Source organism: Streptomyces californicus, assembly GCF_000717645.1.
Lineage (GTDB): Bacteria > Actinomycetota > Actinomycetes > Streptomycetales > Streptomycetaceae > Streptomyces > Streptomyces californicus.
Genome location: NZ_JNZZ01000004.1, coordinates 84,409 through 101,650, shown reverse-complemented (window position 1 = coordinate 101,650; position 17,242 = coordinate 84,409). Strand labels below are relative to the sequence as shown.

Annotated in this window: 16 protein-coding genes; 11 read left to right on the top strand and 5 right to left on the bottom strand. The window is 73.6% G+C overall.

Translation table 11 applies throughout. The features are described from left to right. Positions 1-117: 117 nt before the first annotated feature. Complete coding sequence (locus tag IF19_RS0107090; RefSeq protein ID WP_030115567.1) at positions 118-309, top strand: hypothetical protein; 192 nt, start codon at positions 118-120, stop codon at positions 307-309. Between the two features lie 236 nt (positions 310-545). On the opposite strand, the gene IF19_RS0107085 is transcribed toward IF19_RS0107090, so the two are convergent. Continuing rightward, positions 546-3,947, bottom strand: coding sequence for a S41 family peptidase (locus IF19_RS0107085; RefSeq protein ID WP_030276192.1), 3,402 nt, complete (start codon positions 3,945-3,947; stop codon positions 546-548). Positions 3,948-4,136: 189 nt separating this feature from the next. Between IF19_RS0107085 and IF19_RS0107080 the strand changes: the two genes are divergently transcribed. Together IF19_RS0107080 and IF19_RS0107075 are read left to right on the top strand one after the other, a co-directional pair. Further along, positions 4,137-4,709 carry a TetR/AcrR family transcriptional regulator gene (locus IF19_RS0107080; protein WP_030115564.1) on the top strand — a complete coding sequence of 191 codons (573 nt, stop codon included), beginning with the start codon at positions 4,137-4,139 and terminating at the stop codon, positions 4,707-4,709. Between the two features lie 126 nt (positions 4,710-4,835). After that, positions 4,836-7,055 carry an MMPL family transporter gene (locus IF19_RS0107075; RefSeq protein ID WP_030115563.1) on the top strand — a complete coding sequence of 740 codons (2,220 nt, stop codon included), beginning with the start codon at positions 4,836-4,838 and terminating at the stop codon, positions 7,053-7,055. Between the two features lie 180 nt (positions 7,056-7,235). Here IF19_RS0107075 and IF19_RS0107070 read toward each other — a convergent pair whose 3' ends face one another. Continuing rightward, positions 7,236-7,682, bottom strand: a complete 447-nt coding sequence (locus tag IF19_RS0107070; RefSeq protein ID WP_030192219.1) for an SsgA family sporulation/cell division regulator — start codon at positions 7,680-7,682, stop codon at positions 7,236-7,238. Between the two features lie 440 nt (positions 7,683-8,122). On the opposite strand from IF19_RS0107070, the gene IF19_RS0107065 reads away from it, so the two are divergent. The 7 genes from IF19_RS0107065 to IF19_RS0107035 all read left to right on the top strand — a co-directional run bounded on the left by IF19_RS0107065 (position 8,123) and on the right by IF19_RS0107035 (position 13,638). Then, on the top strand, positions 8,123-9,289 hold the full coding sequence (locus tag IF19_RS0107065) for a serine hydrolase domain-containing protein (RefSeq protein ID WP_030115561.1): 1,167 nt from the start codon (positions 8,123-8,125) through the stop codon (positions 9,287-9,289). Then, positions 9,286-10,089, top strand: coding sequence for an SDR family NAD(P)-dependent oxidoreductase (locus IF19_RS0107060; protein WP_030119730.1), 804 nt, complete (start codon positions 9,286-9,288; stop codon positions 10,087-10,089). Before IF19_RS0107065 ends, IF19_RS0107060 begins: the two co-directional genes overlap by 4 nt. A 41-nt stretch (positions 10,090-10,130) precedes the next feature. Next, complete coding sequence (locus IF19_RS0107055) at positions 10,131-10,613, top strand: GNAT family N-acetyltransferase (protein ID WP_030115558.1); 483 nt, start codon at positions 10,131-10,133, stop codon at positions 10,611-10,613. 58 nt (positions 10,614-10,671) lie between these two features. Continuing rightward, complete coding sequence (locus IF19_RS0107050) at positions 10,672-11,172, top strand: hypothetical protein (protein WP_030276190.1); 501 nt, start codon at positions 10,672-10,674, stop codon at positions 11,170-11,172. A 169-nt stretch (positions 11,173-11,341) separates the two neighbouring features. Beyond that, positions 11,342-11,878 (top strand): hypothetical protein, encoded by a 537-nt coding sequence (locus tag IF19_RS0107045; RefSeq protein ID WP_030119731.1) that lies wholly within the window; start codon positions 11,342-11,344, stop codon positions 11,876-11,878. 238 nt (positions 11,879-12,116) lie between these two features. After that, on the top strand, positions 12,117-12,701 hold the full coding sequence (locus IF19_RS0107040; protein ID WP_030115555.1) for a GNAT family N-acetyltransferase: 585 nt from the start codon (positions 12,117-12,119) through the stop codon (positions 12,699-12,701). A 22-nt stretch (positions 12,702-12,723) separates the two neighbouring features. Beyond that, a complete protein-coding gene (locus tag IF19_RS0107035) occupies positions 12,724-13,638 on the top strand; it encodes an aminoglycoside phosphotransferase family protein (RefSeq protein ID WP_063751481.1) in 915 nt (304 codons plus the stop codon). Positions 13,639-13,746: 108 nt separating this feature from the next. Here IF19_RS0107035 and IF19_RS0107030 read toward each other — a convergent pair whose 3' ends face one another. Then, a complete protein-coding gene (locus IF19_RS0107030; RefSeq protein WP_030115553.1) occupies positions 13,747-14,349 on the bottom strand; it encodes a TetR/AcrR family transcriptional regulator in 603 nt (200 codons plus the stop codon). 164 nt (positions 14,350-14,513) lie between these two features. Between IF19_RS0107030 and IF19_RS0107025 the strand changes: the two genes are divergently transcribed. Next, entirely contained in the window at positions 14,514-15,593 is a 1,080-nt protein-coding gene (locus IF19_RS0107025; RefSeq protein WP_234313167.1) for a hypothetical protein, read from the top strand. 142 nt (positions 15,594-15,735) lie between these two features. On the opposite strand, the gene IF19_RS0107020 is transcribed toward IF19_RS0107025, so the two are convergent. Together IF19_RS0107020 and IF19_RS0107015 are read right to left on the bottom strand one after the other, a co-directional pair. Then, positions 15,736-16,587: a DMT family transporter gene (locus tag IF19_RS0107020; protein ID WP_030115551.1), complete on the bottom strand. Its 852-nt coding sequence runs from the start codon at positions 16,585-16,587 to the stop codon at positions 15,736-15,738. Then, positions 16,584-17,111, bottom strand: a complete 528-nt coding sequence (locus IF19_RS0107015) for a YbaK/EbsC family protein (RefSeq protein WP_030115550.1) — start codon at positions 17,109-17,111, stop codon at positions 16,584-16,586. The genes IF19_RS0107020 and IF19_RS0107015 overlap by 4 nt, the downstream gene beginning before the upstream one ends. Positions 17,112-17,242 lie beyond the last annotated feature (131 nt).

Here is a 17,242-nt window from a genome sequence, read left to right as displayed (position 1 = left end):
TGCGTCACGGTGGGTAATGGCCCGACATGCGCGGTATGTCGGTGCGTGCGAGGCTGGGCACGGCCCCACCGGGGCCGTCCTCGTACGTACCCCACGCATCCCACAGGAGTGAACGGCATGGGTATCGCAGACCAGTTCAAGGACAAGGCGCAGGAGCTCGCCGACCAGGCCAAGCAGAAGGCCGGCCAGGGCAAGGGCGAGGCCAAGGACCGTGCCTCCCAGGGCGGCGACCGGAAGCCGGACTCCTCGGACATGAAGGACCGCGCCCAGGAGGCGGCGGACCGGGCGCGCGAGCGCTTCGACCGTTGACGGTCGCCGAGGTGTGACCCGTGCGCGCCGCGGTCCCGCGTGCGCACGCGTCGCGTCAGGAGGCGCACCCGGTTGTCCGGGTGCGCCTCCGTCATGTGTGCCCCGCGACGCCGCCACCGGCCGCCGGACGGATGCCGCGTGGCAGGGCCGATTCGGCCTGGGAGAGCCCGAGTGCGATGCGACGGTCGCGGACGGCCTGCCCTCCCGCCGGGCGGGGCGGAGGTCGAGACCCCGCCCTACCGCGGCGGCAGCGGCGGTCTGCTCAGGTTCGGGGCCGTGGCGTACGTCGGAGGGGTCGCCGCCGGGTGGGCGGCGAGAAGCTCCAGGGCCAGGCGGACCGCGTCGTCCAGGACCGCGTAGCGGCCCTCCGCCCAGTCCAGGGGGGTGCGCAGGGCCTCCACGTCCGGTTCGACGCCGTGGTTCTCCACCGACCAGCCGTACGTGTCGAACCAGGCCGCGTTCATCGGCACCGTGATCGACGTGCCGTCGCCCAGCCGGTGGCGGCCGGTCATGCCGACCACGCCGCCCCAGGTGCGCTGGCCCACCACGGGGCCCAGCTTCAGCAGCCGGAACGCGGCGGTGATCATGTCGCCGTCCGAGGAGGTCGCCTCGTCGGCCAGCGCGACCACCGGGCCGCGCGGCGCGTTCGAGGCGTAGCTCACCGCCTGCGCGTTGCGCGTCAGGTCCCAGCCGAGGATCGTGCGGGTCAGCTTCTCCACGACCAGCTCGCTGATGTGGCCGCCCGCGTTGCCCCGTACGTCCACGATCAGCGCGGGCCGCGCCACCTCCAGGCGCAGGTCCCGGTTGAACTGGGCCCAGCCGGAGCCGCCCAGGTCCGGGATGTGCAGGTAGCCGCACTTGCCGCCGCTCAACTCCCGTACGACGTCACGGCGTTTGGCCACCCAGTCCTGGTAGCGCAGCGGCCGCTCGTCCACCAGCGGCATGATCGCCACCCGGCGCGAGGGCCCCCCGCCCGCCGGGGAGAACGTCAGCTCCACCGTCGTTCCGCCCGCCGCCGACAGCAGCGGGTACGGCCCGGCCACCGGGTCCACCGGCCGGCCGTCGACGTGGGTGAGGACCGCGCCCTCCCTGATCCCCGTGCCCGCCAGCGGCGACCGCGCCTTGGAGTCCGAGGAGTCGCCGGGCAGGATGCGCTGCACGGTCCACGCGCCGTCCCGGCAGACCAGGTTGGCCCCGAGCAGGCCGATCGCCCGCTGGTAGTGCGGCGGGCCCTCGTTGCGGCGGGCCGGGGAGACGTACGCGTGCGAGGTGCCCAGCTCGCCCAGCACCTCGCGCAGCAGGTCCGCGAACTCGTCCGGGGACGCGACCCGTTCGACCAGCGGGCGGTACTGGTCCAGCACCCCGGCCCAGTCGATGCCGCACATGTCCGGCTCCCAGAAGAAGTCGCGGATGATCCGGCCCGCCTCCCCGTACGCCTGGCGCCACTCCGCCCCCGGGTCCACCTCGTGCAGGATGCGGCGCAGGTCGAGGTAGACCGTGGTGTCGCCGTCGCCGGGCTCGGTCGCGGGGACGGCGCGCAGCTCGCCGTCGTCCATCACCACCAGCCGCGAGGAGTCGCCGCTGACCGCGAACCAGTCGAGGTGGTCGACCAGTTCGGTCCTGCGGGCCTTCGCGATGTTGAAGTGCTCCAGGGTCGGCCGCCCGGACATGTCGGCCGGGTTGGCGAACGTCTCGCCCAGCGCCCCCGAGATCGGCCAGCGCAGCCAGACCAGCCCGCCGCCGCTCACCGGGGCGAGGGCGGAGTACTTGGAGGCGGAGACCGGGAACGGTGTCACCCGGCTCTCCAGCCCCTCGAACTCGACCATGACCGTGGACCCCTCCGACACCCCCGTGGCCGGTACGTCCACCGGGTCCAGGCCGCCCGCCGCCGGACGCCCGTCCGGGGAGAGCGCGAAGGGGGAGGGGGTCGCCGAGGAGAGCGGGACCAGGTACGGGCGGCAGCCCAGCGGGAACGACAGGTCGCCGGTGTGGACGTCGTAGACCGGGTCGAAGCCGCGCCAGGACAGGAACGCCAGATAGCGGCCGTCCTCCGTGAAGACCGGGTTCTCGTCCTCGAAGCGGCCGTTGGTGACGTCCACGATCACCGGCGCGCCGGGCCCGGAGATCCGGGCCAGCTTGATCTGCCGCAGCGAGCGGCCGACGCCCGGGTGCGACCAGGTCAGCCAGTCGCCGTCGGGGGAGAAGGCCAGATCGCGGACCGGTCCGTTGACCGAGCGGATCAGCTCGGTGAGCCCGGGGTGCTCGTCGACCGGCGCGGCGCTGTCGGGCACGGGCGCGCCGGTCGCCGCGTGGAGGTCGGCGCGGGTCGAGCCGCTGGGGGCCTTCACCGCCGCTTCCGATGCCTCCGCCCCGGTCGGCGCGGTCTCCGGCTCGCCCGTGTCCAGGAGCAGCAGCCGGCCGTCGTGGGAGGCGATCGCCAGGCGCTCCCCGTCCGGGTCGGCGACCATCTCCTGGACCCGGCCCAGCTGCCCGGTGGCCAGCCTGCGCGGCGGGCGGTCGCCGCTGGCGCGCGGCAGGTACGCGATCTCGACCGCGTCCGGCCCGTCGGCGTCGGTGACGTACGCGACCCGCCCGCCGCTGCCGAGCATCTCCGGCAGCCGCACCCGTACGCCCGGGGTGTCGGCGATGGTGCGGGCGGGGCCGTCGCGGTGGGTGAGCCAGTAGAGGCTGCCGCGTACGGTGACGGCGCTGGCCCGGCCCGTCTCGTCCACGGAGAGCGAGTCGACGTTGCTGGCGGCGGACACCTGGTGCACGCGCCGGCCGGTGCGCGGGCCCCCGAGGCGTACCTCCAGCCGGCGCGGGGTGGCGTCGGGCGCCTCCAGGTCCTCCACCAGCCACAGCTCGCCCGCGCACTGGTAGACCACCCGGTGGCCGTCGCTGGACGCGTTGCGGGCGTAGAAGGCGTCGTGGTCGGTGTGGCGGCGCAGGTCGGTGCCGTCCGTCCGGCAGGAGTAGAGGTTGCCGACGCCCTCGTGGTCGGAGAGGAAGGCGATGCGGCGGCCGACGAACATCGGGTTGGCCAGATGGCCGTCGATGTCCGGGAGCAGCCGTTCGCCGTGCAGCCACAGCCGGCCCGTGGCCCCGCCCCGGTAGCGCTTCCAGGCGGCCGGTTCGTGCGGGGGCGTGCCGGTGAGCAGCAGGGTGCGGCGCTCGCCGTCGAGGTCGGCGACCGCGATGTCGGAGACCGGGCCCCAGGGGAGCCTGCCGCCGGGGCCACCGTCGGTGGGGACGCTGTAGGACCAGGAGAAGTACGAGAACGGCTGGTTGTGCGAGGAGACGGCGAGGATCTGGGCCGCATCCCCCGGATCGGGGGTCCAGCCGCAGACCCGGGCGTCCGTCGAGCCCCAGTGGGTGAGTCTGCGCGCCGGGCCGCCGTCCACCGGGGCGAGGTGGATCTCGGGGTCCAGGGTGCGCCAGGACGTGTACGCGATGGAGGAGCCGTCGGGCGAGAACCGGGGGTGGCTGACCCGGGTCCGGTCGACGGTCACCCGCCAGGCGCGTCCGGGGCGGTGCCCGGCGGCGGCGAGGGGGGCGACCCAGAGGTCGTCCTCGGCCGCGAAGCACAGCATGTCCTGGTGGAGGTGGGGAAAGCGGAGATACGCGACGTCGTCACTCACCCTCCCCATGTTTTCGGCGGGCGGGGCCGGGGGCAACTTGTGGTGCACGACACAAGCGAAACGATTTCGTTTCGCTGGAGGGTGGAGGTACGGTTCTGCTGTACGAAACAGTTTCGTTCAGCGCTGAGCGGGGCTGTTGTGCGAAACTGCCGGACGGTACTGCCGGTTGAGCGCGAAGGAGGTCGGCACATGGCACGCACCAGGCTGACTCCCGAGCGTGAGGGCGAGCTGTACGAGGCCGTCCTCGACCTGCTCCGCGAGGTCGGTTACGACGCCCTGACCATGGACGCCGTCGCCGCCCGCACCCGGTCGAGCAAGGCGACCCTCTACCGCCAGTGGGGCTCCAAGCCCGAGCTGGTCGCGAGGGCGCTGCGCCACGACAAGCCGGGTGACCTCTCGGACATCGACACCGGTTCGCTGCGCGGGGACTTCCGTGCGGCGCTGAGCCGGACCGACGACTGCCAGATGGAGAAGGACGCCGCGCTGATGCGGGGTCTGAGCCATGCCGTCCACGCCAACCCCGAGCTGCTCAAAGCCCTGCGCGAGCTGCTGATCGAACCGGAGATGACCGGCTTCGACCAGTTGCTGCAACGGGCGGTGGACCGGGGCGAGCTGCGTCCGGACAACCCGGCGCTGAAGTACATCCCGCACATGGTGGTCGGCGCGCTGGCCGCCCGGCAGCTGATCGAGGACCGTCCTGTCGACCAGGCGTTCCTCATGGATTACGTGGACGCCGTGGTCCTCCCCGCCCTCGGCGTCTGACGTCCCCGCACCCGCCCCACCCGTACCGCCCTCTCCCCGACGCTCCACCTGACACGCCGCTCTCGTCGTCGGGCTGGTTCCTCATGCCCGCTGTCCCTCACACGACCTGACCGGGAGTACGCCCCCGTGGCCACTTTCCTCTACAAGCTCGGACGGCTCACCTTCCGCCGCCGCGGCTTCGTCGCCCTGATCTGGGTGGCGTTGCTGGCGGTCGCCGGAATCGGTGCTGCCACCGCGTCCACCGCCACCTCCAGCTCCTTCTCCATCCCCGGCACGGAGGCGCAACGCGCCTTCGACCTGCTGGAAGAGCGCAATCCCGGGATGAGCGCCGACGGCGCCACCGCCCGGGTCGTCTTCCAGGCGCCCGGCAAGGAGAAGGTGACCGATCCCGCCAACAAGGCCGAGATCAGCGGCATCGTCAAGGAGCTGCAGTCCGGCTCGCAGCAGATCGCGCAGGTCGCCGACCCGTTCCAGGCGAAGGCGGTGAGCCAGGACGGTTCGACCGCGTACATCTCCGTCTCCTACAAGGTCAGCTCCATGGAGCTGACCGACGCCACCCGGGACTCCCTGGAGGACGTGGGCAAGGAGGCGCAGAAGAGCGGGATGAAGGTGGAGATCGGCGGTGACGCCCTCCAGGTCATGCCGCACACCGGGACCGCCGAGATCATCGGTGTCGTCATCGCCGCGGTCGTCCTCGTCATCACCTTCGGCTCGCTGGTCGCCGCCGGACTCCCGCTGGTGACCGCGCTCGTCGGGGTCGGCATCGGGGTCTCCACGATCACCGCGCTGGCCAACGTGCTGGACCTGGGCTCCACCACCTCGATCCTCGCCATGATGATCGGCCTCGCGGTCGGCATCGACTACGCCCTCTTCATCGTCTCCCGCTACCGCGCCGAACTGGCCGAGGGCCGGGAGCGCGAGGAGGCCGCCGGGCGGGCCGTCGGCACGGCCGGATCGGCCGTCGTCTTCGCGGGTCTGACCGTGGTCATCGCTCTGGTGGGCCTCGCCGTCGTCAACATCCCGATGCTGACGAAGATGGGCTTCGCCGCGGCCGGCACCGTGGCCATCGCGGTGCTCATCGCGCTCACCCTGGTCCCCGCCGCCCTCGGCTTCGCGGGCAAGCGGATCATGGGCCGCAAGGCGCGCGCGGCCGCCGAGAAGGAGGAGAGCCCCGACGCCAAGCCGAACATGGGCACCCGCTGGGCGCGGTTCGTGCTGCGCAAGCCGGTCTGGGTCATGCTCGTCGGCGTCCTCGGCCTCGGCGTCATCGCCGTACCGGCCGCCTCGCTGGAGATGGGGCTGCCCGACGACGGCGCCCAGCCGAAGTCGACCACGCAGCGCCAGGCGTACGACATGCTCTCGGACGGCTTCGGCCCCGGGTTCAACGGTCCGCTGATGGTCGTCGTCGACACCAGGAACAGCTCGGACGGGAAGGCCGCGGCCGGCCGGGTCGCCGAGGAGATCGAGTCGATCGGCGTCAGCGCCGTCGTCCCGCCCGTCTTCAACAAGGCCGGCGACACCGCGACCATCACGGTCATCCCGAAGGACCGGCCGTCCTCGCACGCCACGGAGGAGGTCGTCCACGACATCCGCGACGCGGGCGAGGACGTCAGGGCCGACACCGGGGCCGAGGTGCTGGTCACCGGCGCGACCGCGATGAACATCGACTTCTCGCAGAAGATGAACGACGCGCTGCTGCCTTATCTGGCGCTCGTCGTCGGCCTGGCCTTCCTGCTGCTCATGCTGGTCTTCCGCTCGATCCTCGTCCCGCTGAAGGCGGCCCTGGGCTTCCTGCTCTCGGTGGTCGCCGCGCTCGGTGCGGTCGTCGCGGTCTTCCAGTGGGGCTGGCTCGGCTCGCTCTTCGGTGTCGAGCAGACCGGTCCGATCATGAGCATGATGCCGATCTTCATGGTCGGTGTGGTCTTCGGTCTCGCGATGGACTACGAGGTCTTCCTCGTGACCCGGATGCGCGAGGCGTACGTCCACGGCGAGACCCCCGGCCAGGCCATCGTGACCGGCTTCAAGCACGGCGCACGGGTGGTCACGGCAGCCGCGGTGATCATGATGGCGGTCTTTTCCGGCTTCATCGGCTCCACCGAGCAGATGGTCAAGATGATCGGCTTCTCGCTGGCCGTCGCCGTCCTCTTCGACGCCTTCGTGGTGCGCATGGCGATCGTGCCCGCCGTGCTGGCCCTGCTCGGCCGGAAGGCGTGGTGGCTGCCGCGCTGGCTGGACCGGGTGCTGCCCAACGTGGACGTGGAGGGCGAGAAGCTGCAGAAGCAGCTCACCGAGGGGTCCGGCTCCGAGGGCGGAGAGAGCGGCGAGCGCGAACTCGCCCGCGTCTGACGCCCCCGGGCCCTAGGCCCACCGAACTCCGGGGCCGCGCCCGAGCGGAGCGCGGCTCCGGGAGCGCCGGTCACCTGTGGGGACGGGGTCCGGGGCACGGCGAGAAGCCCCCGTGCGGCACACCGCACGGGGGCTTCTCGCGTACGCGGGACCGGGGCGCGTCACGCCGTACTGCCAGGGTCACGTCCCGTCGTACTGCCCGTGCGCGGCGCGTGCGGCGACGGTTCGCGCGCTCTCCGGGCGAGGGGTGGTGCGGGACGGCGGCTGCGGCTTCCGTCCGCCGTCCGCGGCCGGGGCCCCCGACTGGGCCCGGGTGCGGGCGAGGAAGCGGATCAGCGTCCGGATCTCGAACTGGAACACCTCGACCCCGTCCGTCGAGTGCAGCTCCACAATCAGCTGCGTGCGGCCGCACGGCCAGACACGGACGTCGCCGCGCTCGATCGGGGTGAGGAGACCGCGTTCCAGCAGGTCGCGGCCGAAGGCCCAGTCGGTGCCGTCCGGCAGTCCTATGTGGACGGTGCGCCGTTCGTCGGCCGGGTCGTAGCGCAGTTCGACGGGGACCGGCCGGGTCAGCGGGCCGTCGGTGATGAGCCGGGCGCGTGCGTGTTCGTGGATCACAGGGGACATGGCCGGCTCCTCCTATATATGTAGCTCTGTCCTCTAATGTCCCATATTCAGCGGGAACGGCACGGCGAGCGTGTGCACACCGTGACAGCGTGCGACCCGGGGCGGAGGCGACGCGGCCCCGGAGACCGGAGCCCCCTTCCACGTACCCGGAGAAGGCTCCTCTCCTGTACGGGTACCCGCTGGACGCGCCGGCGTACCTGTTGCACCGCTCACGCCCGCGCCGCGCCCCCGCCGCGCTCCACCGCGCTCCGCCGCACGTCTCCGCGCTCCGCCGCGTCCACCGTGAACGGACCGTGACAACCCGGCGGCCGGGGCGACCCGCATCCCGAACACCCCACCGGGGCGTGCACCATGGGGGGATGAGCGGGAGCGCGGGAGTGAGCACGACGGCGGGTGCGGAAGCGGACGGCACGGACGGAGGCGCGGGGGAGCGGGCGGCCGTGGACGTACGCGGCACGGTGGCCCCCGGGTACGAACCGGTCGCGGACGCGTTCGTCCGCAACTTCGAGCAGCGCGGGGAGCGGGGTGCGGCCGTCGCCGTCTACCGCCACGGACACAAGGTCGTCGACCTGTGGGCCGGTACGCGGGACGTCGACGGCACCGAGCCGTGGGCCGTCGACACCGTCCAGATCGTCCGCTCGGCCGGCAAGGGCATCGCCGCCGCCGTCCCGCTCATGCTCCACCAGCGCGGACAGGTCGACCTGGACGCACCGGTCTCCACCTACTGGCCGGAGTTCAAGGCGAACGGCAAGGAGCGCGTCCTGGTCCGCGACCTCCTCGCGCACCGGGCCGGGGTCCCCGCCCTGGACACCGCCCTCACCCCCGCCGAAGCCGCCGACGGGGTCTCGGGCCCGGCCGCCGTCGCCGCCCAACGCCCGTACTGGGAGCCCGGAACCGATCACGGCTACCACGCCCAGACCTTCAGCTGGCTGATCGGCGAACTGGTCCGCCGCGCCACCGGCCGCACCATCGGCCGTTGGATCGCCGAGGAGATCGCCCGCCCGCTCGGCCTCGACTTCTGGTTCGGGCTGCCCGCCGACGAGGCCCACCGCGTCGGCCGCATCGGCCCGGTGGAGCCCCCGGCGGCCACCGCCGCCGCGGGCGGCCTGCGCGTACGCCCCAAGCGGTCCGTCGTCGAGGCGTACCGGGACCCGGAATCCCTCACCCGCCGGGCGTTCGGCGCGATCGACCCGTTCCCCGACGAGAACGACCCCGCCTACCGCGCCGCCGAACTCCCCGCCTCCGGCGGCATCGCGACCGCCCGGGGCCTGGCCCGCTGCTACGCCGCGATGATCGGGCCCGTCGACGGCCACCGCCGGCTGTTCGCCCCCGCGACGCTCACCCTGGCCCGGACCGAGGAGTCGGCGGGCCCCGACCGGGTGCTCGTCGTCAACACCCGTTTCGGACTGGGGTACATGCTCCACGGGCCGGCCTCCCCACTGCTCGGTCCCGGCTCCTTCGGCCACCCCGGCCGCGGCGGTTCGCTCGGGTTCGCCGACCCCGAGTCGGGCGTCGCGCTCGGCTACGTCACCAACGGGCTCCAGAAGGGAGTCACCGCCGACCCCCGTGCCCAGGCGCTGGTCAGGGCAGTACGGTCGGCGCTATGACACCTGAACCCGCCCCGGAATCCGCCCGCTTCGACGGCTACAGCGTCCTGATCACCGCCGCCGGCCAGGGCATCGGCGCGGCGACGGCCCACCGCCTGGCGGCGGAAGGGGCCTCGGTCCTCGTCACCGACCTGGACGCGGAGCGCGCGTCGGGCACGGCGGCGGCGATCCGCGAGGCGGGCGGCACGGCCGACTCCCTCGCCTGCGACGTGGCCGACCGGGCGGCGGTGGAGGCGGCGGTGGCGTACGCGGTCGCGACCTTCGGCCGGCTCGACGTCCTGGTCAACAACGCGTACGCGGTGAGCGAGGACACCGCGCTCTTCGAGGACGAGACGGACGAGGCGTGGGACCGCACCCTCGACATCACCCTCTCCGGCCCGTTCCGCTGCGCCCGCGCCGCCCTGCCGCACCTGGTCGCCTCGGGCCGGGGCGCGATCGTCACCATCGGCTCGGTCAACGGCGAACAGGACTTCGGCGGCCACGGGTACAGCGCCGCCAAGGCGGGCCTGACCAGCCTGACCCGTACGCTGGCGGGCCACGCGGGACCACGCGGCGTACGCGTCAACCTCGTCGCCCCCGGCACCGTCCGCACCGACGCCTGGGCGGGCCGCGACGCCGAGTTGGAGCGGGCCGCCGCCCTCTACCCGCTCGGCCGCGTCGGCGCCCCCGAGGACATCGCCGCCGCCGTCGCCTTCCTCGCCTCCGCGGACGCCGCCTGGATCACCGGGACGACCCTGCGCGTGGACGGCGGCATCCTCGCGGTGAACACGGGCTTCCAGCAGGCGATGGCGAAGCCGTAAACGCCTGGTGGGGAAGGGTGCGGGGCGCTTAGTCTGCGCGGATGATCAACCATGGACACACCGACAGGACCGGTCGCCCCGTCACCCTCCACGCCGTGGACGCGGACAACTGGCGCGCCGTCGCCGACAGCGCGCCGCGCGACGACCAGCGCGACTGGGTACCGGCCCTGGCCGCCCGCTACCTGGTGCTGAGCAGCCGCGAGGACGACTGGAACTCGCTGGCCGTGCTCGCGGGCGAGGAGGTCACCGGGCACATCATGTGGGCCCGGGACGAGGACGGTTCGTACTGGATCGGCGGCATGCTGATCGACGCCGCCCACCAGGGCACGGGCATCGGCCGCGCCGCCGTGCGGACCCTGGCCGCCTGGCTCTCCGCCCGCGAGGACTGCACCGCCGTACGCCTCTCGTACGCCCCGGAGAACGAGGCCGCCGCGCACCTGTACACCTCGCTCGGCTTCCGGCCGAACGGCGAGGACGAGGGCGGGGAAGTGGTGGCGGAGCTGGTACCGGCCGCGGCGCGGTGAGGCAGGCCGGACGGCCGCGTGCCGTGCCGGACGCCCCGCGGTTCCGGCCGGTGGTCAAGTGAGCCGCTGGTGGGACTTCTTGGAGGAGCGGACCCGCCAGGAGGTCGACGCCGCCGTGCTGCTGGACCGGCGGCTGACGGCGGTCAAGGCGGTCTGGGAGGCGCTGCGTCCGCTCGGAGTGGGGCTGCACGAGGCCGAGCGGGCGGTCCACGCCCGGTACGAGGCGCTCGGCGACCGGGTGCGGCGCACGCCGCCCGATCCGCTCGACCTTCCCTCGCTCGCGGCCCGCGCCGCCGACGCCCCGGGCCGGTTGGTGGCGGTCGAGGCGATCTGGGACGGCGACACCGTGCACGACTGGTTCGTGCTCCTGATCGCCGTCCTGGACTCCCCGGAGGGGGAGAGCCGGCTGGCGACGGTCCTCCACCGCCGCGACGGCCCGCCGCCCGGTGCGGCGGCCGCCGAGGCCGGCCGGGCGCTCGCCGAACACCTCGGCGTACCGTTCCACTTCGCCTCCCCGGACGTACCGGACGATCTGGCACCGCGCCGGCGGGCGGACTGACGAGAGGACCGGCGGGTCGGCGAGTGGAGGGAAGGGCCGACGACGTGAGGGACTGAGCTGCCGCCCGCCCCGCTCCTCGTCATCGCCCGGTCAGCACCTTCCGCCCTTCTGCCTTTCCGCCCGTGAACGCCAGGGCGGAACGGCCGATTCCTCGCCTACGCTCCCGATCATGTTCAAGTCAGGGGTGGGCTTCCTCGCGTTGTTCGGTCTCGGCTGGTGGCTGCTGGCCACGAGCGCGTTCGGCGGGGCGGTCCGGGTGGTCGCGGTAGGCGCCGGCTGCGTGGTCGCCGTGGGGCTGATGCTCGCCGCACGCCGGATTCTTCCGGCGTCGGCGGGAGGACCGTTCCCCGCGGATCGACGCCGCCGGTTCAACCAGATCAACGGTCTGCAGTGGCTCGTGATCATCGTCATCGCCGTGGTGTGCTCACGTGCGGGGGCGCCCGTACTCATTCCTCCGCTCATCGCTCTGGTCGTCGGGCTGCACTTCCTCCCGCTCGCCGCCGTGTTCGGCCAGCCCCGGCTGCGCGTGCCGGCCGCCCTGCTGGTGGCTGCCGGTCTGGCGGGCGGGGCCGTGTGGCTGGCGGAGGGGCCGGACCGGGCCGTCCGTTTCACCGTGGGCCTGATCTCCGCTCTCAGCCTGTGGGGGACGGCCCTGTGGACCGTGACCGGGGCGGCTTCCGCCGCCCGGCGCGGTGCCACCGGCTGAGGCGAGCGACTCGCGCCCGCCGCTCCACGCCGCCGCGCCCGCCACCCGGTGGTGGAGGTTCGCGCCCGCCGCTCCACGCCGCCGCGCCCGCCACCCGGTGGTGGAGGTGGCCCTGGGCCGGGACGGCGGTCGCGCGACGGGCATCCAGCCGTCGGCGCGGGCGGTCGTCCCACCCGTGACACCCGGCCCCGGGTAAATCCGATGGCGGGGGCGGGCATCGCGCGGCAGGATGCCCCGCATGACGCTGCCCACCCCCGAGTTGCACACCGAGCGCCTGCGCCTGCGGCCGTTCACCGAGGCCGACGCGGAACCGCTCTACGCGTTGCAGAGCGACGCCCACGTGCTGCGCTACTGGGACTCCCCGCCGTGGACCGATCCGGCCCGCTTCCAGAAGTTCCTCGCGACCTGCCGGAGGATCGAGGAGGAGGGCTCGGGAGCGCGGCTGGCCGTCGAACGCGTCTGTGACGGCTCGTTCATCGGCTGGTGCGGCCTGTTCGACTGGAACCCGGACTTCCGCAGTGCGTCCCTGTGCTACGTCTTCGACTCCGCCACGTGGGGCAACGGCTACGGCACGGAGACCGCGCGGGCCGTCCTGGGGTGGGCGTACGACACCCTGGACCTCAACCGCGTCCAAGCCGAGACCGACACCCGTAACGTGGGGTCCGCCCGGGTCCTGGAGAAGCTCGGCTTCGTCCGCGAAGGCACCCTCCGCGAGGACTGCGTCGTCAACGGCGAGGTCTCCGACTCCTGGATCTTCGGCCTCCTCCGCCGCGACTGGCACGCGACGGCCGACCGTCAGACAGGCCCTAGGACCAGGAGCTGAACCGGTGAACGGACCCGACGCGTTGGCCGCCGACGAGATCCCGCCGCCGCTGGTGTCCTCGTACGCCACCGGCTTCGGCGAGGAGGGGAGGGCGTGGATCGCCGCACTGCCGGCGCTCGCCGCGGACGTGCTGGAGCGCTGGGAGCTGCGGCGGGACGGAGACCTCTGGTCCGGCCAGGCGTCGTTGGTGCTGCCGGTGCTGCGCCGCGACGGCACGCCGGCGGCTCTCAAGCTCCAGTTGGGGCGGGAGGAGGCCACCGCCGCGCTGATCGGGCTCCGCGCCTGGAAGGGCGAGGGGATGGTCCGGCTGCTGGACCACGATCCCGTGAGCAGCAGCGTGCTGCTGGAACGGCTGGACGGCGCGCGCACCCTGGCCTCGGTCGACGACGACGACGCGGCGATGGGCGTCCTCGCGGCCCTGCACGCGCGGCTGGTCGCGGTCCCCGCGCCGGGTGGGCTGCCCGGTCTCGGCGACGTGGCCGCCGCGATGCTGGAGCAGGTCCCGCAGGCGGTCGCCGACCTGGTGGACCCGGCCGACCGGCAGATCCTTCGCGGCTGGGCCTCGGCCGTCGCCGATCTGGCCGATGACCCCGGGGACCGGTTGCTGCACTGGGACCTCCACTACGACAACGTCCTCGCCGCGGAGCGGGAACCGTGGATCGCCATCGACCCCGAACCGCTCGTCGGCGATCCGGGCTTCGACCTGTGGCCCGCCCTGAACAGCAGATGGGACGACGTCGTCGCGCCCGGCGGGCCCCGGCGGACGGTGCGACGCCGGTTCGACCTGCTCACCGAGGCCCTCGGACTGGACCGGGCACGGGCCGCCGGCTGGACCCTGGGGCGGCTGCTGCAGAACGCCCTCTGGGAGATCGAGGACGGCGGGACGCGACTCGCCCCGTCCGAGACCGCCATCGCGGAGTCCCTGCGCGACAGGTGACCGCGCGTGCGGTGGCCCCCCGCCCTCGCCGTACCGGCCCGGGCGGGGGCGACAGGTGTGGTGTGACGACTCCCCCTCGCGGTCGGGCAGGGGGCGGGCGGCCGCCGGTCAGCGGGGCTCCGCGCGGAGGTAGCGGGTCAGGATCAGCCGGAGCGTGGGGAGTTGCTCGGCCGCCTTGAACGCCGGGTCGGTGGCGGCGCCGGTGTAGAGCGAGGCGATCAGGGTCGTGACCCAGGAAGCGGTGGCGTCCGGGTCCAGGTCCGGATCGATCCGGCCGGCCGCCGCGGCTCTTCTCAGGAGGACGGCCACCGTTCTCTGCTCGGCGGCGTTGTCCCGGCTCAGCGCCTCCTCGACCTCCGGGTCCCGGTACGCCTGCACCATCGCCTCCATGACCAGGTGCGGCGCGAGCGGTTCCAGGGCCGGGGCGGCGAGCAGGTCGACGACCTCCAGCAGCGCGGCCCACGGGTCCTCGGCGGCCTCCGCAGCCGCCAGCCGTTCGGTCTTGTCGCTGTCCTCGTCCTCGAAGACGGCGAGGAAGACCGCCCGCTTGTTGGCGAAGTAGTGGAACAGATTGCCCGAACTCATCCCGGCGGCCCTGCAGATCTCCGCCGTGGTGGTGCGCTCGAAGCCCTTCGTGGCGAACAGCTCCGCCGCGACGCGCACGATGTGCTGGCGTCGCGCCTTGTGCTTGGCCGGGTCCACCGTCCTCATGCCGCTGCCTCCTCCTGGGTGGGCCGGCCCGGCCCCGGGTGAGCCGCCCGTCCCCGTCCGGGTACGCCGCTCGTCCCCGGTGCTGCCCATGGTGCCGCATTTATTAATAGACCGCGCGCTCTGTTTATGATTGAGTCGTGCCCTCCTCCTCCGAAGGGCCACACATGGCGGCTGACCTCGCACCCGCACCGGCGCGCAGCAGGATCGGAGCGGCCGTCGGGCTGCTGCTCCTGTCGCCCGTCTGCGCCGAGTACCTGATCGGCTACGACCAGATCATCAGCCGGCCCTGGGACATGCTGACCGGGCTGCTGGTCCTCGGCCCGCTGTACGGTGCGGCCGCCGTCCTGATCCGCGAAACCGCCCGGAGGACCGGGCGGGGGTGGCCGACGATGGTGCTGCTGAGCGTGGCGTGCGGGCTGGTCCAGGCCGGTGTCATCGACCAGAGCCTGTTCAACCCGGACTTCGTCCAGGAGGCGTCCTGGGACCAGGACCGGCTGCCCACCTACGTTCCCGCGCTCGGCATCAGCGTGAAGCATCTGGTGGGTTTCGTCGGCGGCCACGTCCTGTGGAGCTTCTGCGCGCCGATCGGCGTCGTGGAGTCCTGTGTCCCGCGGCTCGCGGGCCGGCCGTGGCTGGGGCGGATCGGCATCACCGTGATGAGCGTCCTGTACGGGCTGGGCGCCCTGGTCATCTTCAAGGAGCACAGCAAGGACTTCCTGGCGACGCCCGCGCGACTCGGCACGGTCGCCGCGCTCGCCCTGGGGCTGATCGTCGTCGCCTTCGCCCTGCCGCGTCGGCCGCCCGGTGGCGGTTCCGGCGGCCGGGTGCCTCCGCCCTGGGCGGCCGGCTGCGGGGCCGTGGTGCTCCTGGGCGCGCACCAGCTGTCCGCGCCGGGCTGGGGCGGGCTCGCGCTGAACGTCGCGGCGCTGGCCCTGGCAGGCGGTTCGCTGCTGCGGTGGTCGGGGCGGGCCGGCTGGGGGGCCGCTCACGTCCTGGCCGTGTGCGGCGCGGCTCTGGTCATCAACGCGGCCCTGTCCTTCGTCGTCGAGCCGCTCGGGGACGCCTCACCGGTGCTCAAGTACGGGGCCAACGCCGCGCTCATGGCCACCGTGCTGCTGCTGCTCGGGTGGGCCCGGCTCCGGCTCCGGCCGCACCTCGCCCGGCCGTCGGGGGAGACCGGGGCCGCCCCGGACGCGGGACGCGGGCGGGGACCGGAGCGTGTGCGGGAGACGCCGCACGGCTGAGCGTGGCGGGCTCTCGTCACCGTCTCCCCCCGGTCCTGCGCGGCAGGGGCGGCGTACGCGGCGGGTACGGCAGGCGGGGCGGGTACGGCAGGCGCGGCGGACGCGGCGGTTACGGCAGGCGCGGCGGGACGAGCCGGGGGCCTCAACTCGTGTGCAGCATCAGCCCGATGCCCACCACCATCAGTCCCGCCGCCGCGATCCTCGGAGCCCCGAAGCGCTCCTTGAAGAACAGCGTGCCGATCGCCGCGCCCACGATGATCGACGACTCCCGCAGGGCCGCGATCGGGGCGAGCGGCGCCCTCGTCTGGGCCCACAGCACCAGGCCGTACGCGACCACCGAGAGGGCCGCGCCCAGCAGCCCGCGCACCGCGAACGGCCTGAGCTGAGGCAGCAGTTCGGAGCGGCGGCGGTAGTACGCGTACGCCGGGATCGCCACGCCCTCCAGGATCATCAGCCACGCGACGTACCCCACCGGGGTGCCCGACGCCCGTACGCCGACGCCGTCCACCGTCGTGTACCCGGCGATCGCCAGGCCCGTACCGAGCGCCGCCGCGATCGCCGGCCAGTGCGGGCGCTTCCCCGAACCCCGGAGGCCCCACAGCGCCAGGCCGACCAGCCCGGCCGAGGCCACCGCCACCCCCGTCGCGGCCCAGGCGTCCGGCCGTTCACCGAGGAACACCGCCGCCAGGACCGTCACCACCAGCGGGGCCGTACCGCGGGCGATCGGGTACATCTGGCCGAAGTCGCCCAGCGTGAACGAGCGCATCAGCAGCAGCAGGTACGTCACGTGGAGCGCGGCGGAGACGAGCAGGTACGGCCACGCGCCCGCCGCCGGGAGCGGGGCGAAGAGGGCCATGGCCGCGCCGATCAGCAGCCCGCCGCCGGAGATCAGCGTGAAGGAGACGAGCTGGTCCTTGATCGCGTGGGCGATGGCGTTCCAACTGGCGTGCGCGACCGCGGCGATGAGGACCGCGAGGGCGACCAGTGGAGTCACTTGGCGGACTCGCGCACATCCGCGACCGTCGCGCCCGCGTGGGCGATCAGCGTCTTCGGGTCGAGCGGGAACACCGTGTGCGGGGTGCCCGCCGCCGCCCACACCACCGCGTGGTCCAGGATGCGCCGGTCAGCCAGGACGCGCGTCCTGGTGGCGTGGCCGAAGGGAGGGACGCCGCCGATGGCGTACCCGGTGGTCTCCCGGACCACGGCCGCGTCCGCCCGCTCCACCTTCCCCGCGCCCAGCTCCCGGCGGACCAGCTCCAGGTCCACCCGCGACGAGCCGTCCATCAGGACCAGCACCGGGACGCCGTCCGCCGCGAAGACCAGGGACTTGACGATCTCGCTGAGCGCGCAGCCCACCGCCGCCGCGGCCTCGGCGGCGGTCCTGGTCGCGTCCGGGAAGCGCCGGACCTCGACCTGGAGGCCCAGTTCGGCGAGCGCATCGGCGAATCGGGGATGGGCGTGGGAGACGGGCGCGGCCGGGGCGGAGGGAGTGGTTCCGGCGGGTTCGGGTGTGCTCATGGCTGCACGCTAGCGGTAGGTGCACGATGCACGCGAGCGGGCTCCGGAGGGTGGGCGGCGACGCCCGGCCGAACTGCTGCGGAAGGCCCGTCCGGGCGGGGTGGGGCGGGCCCCGGCTCGCGCCCCGGCCG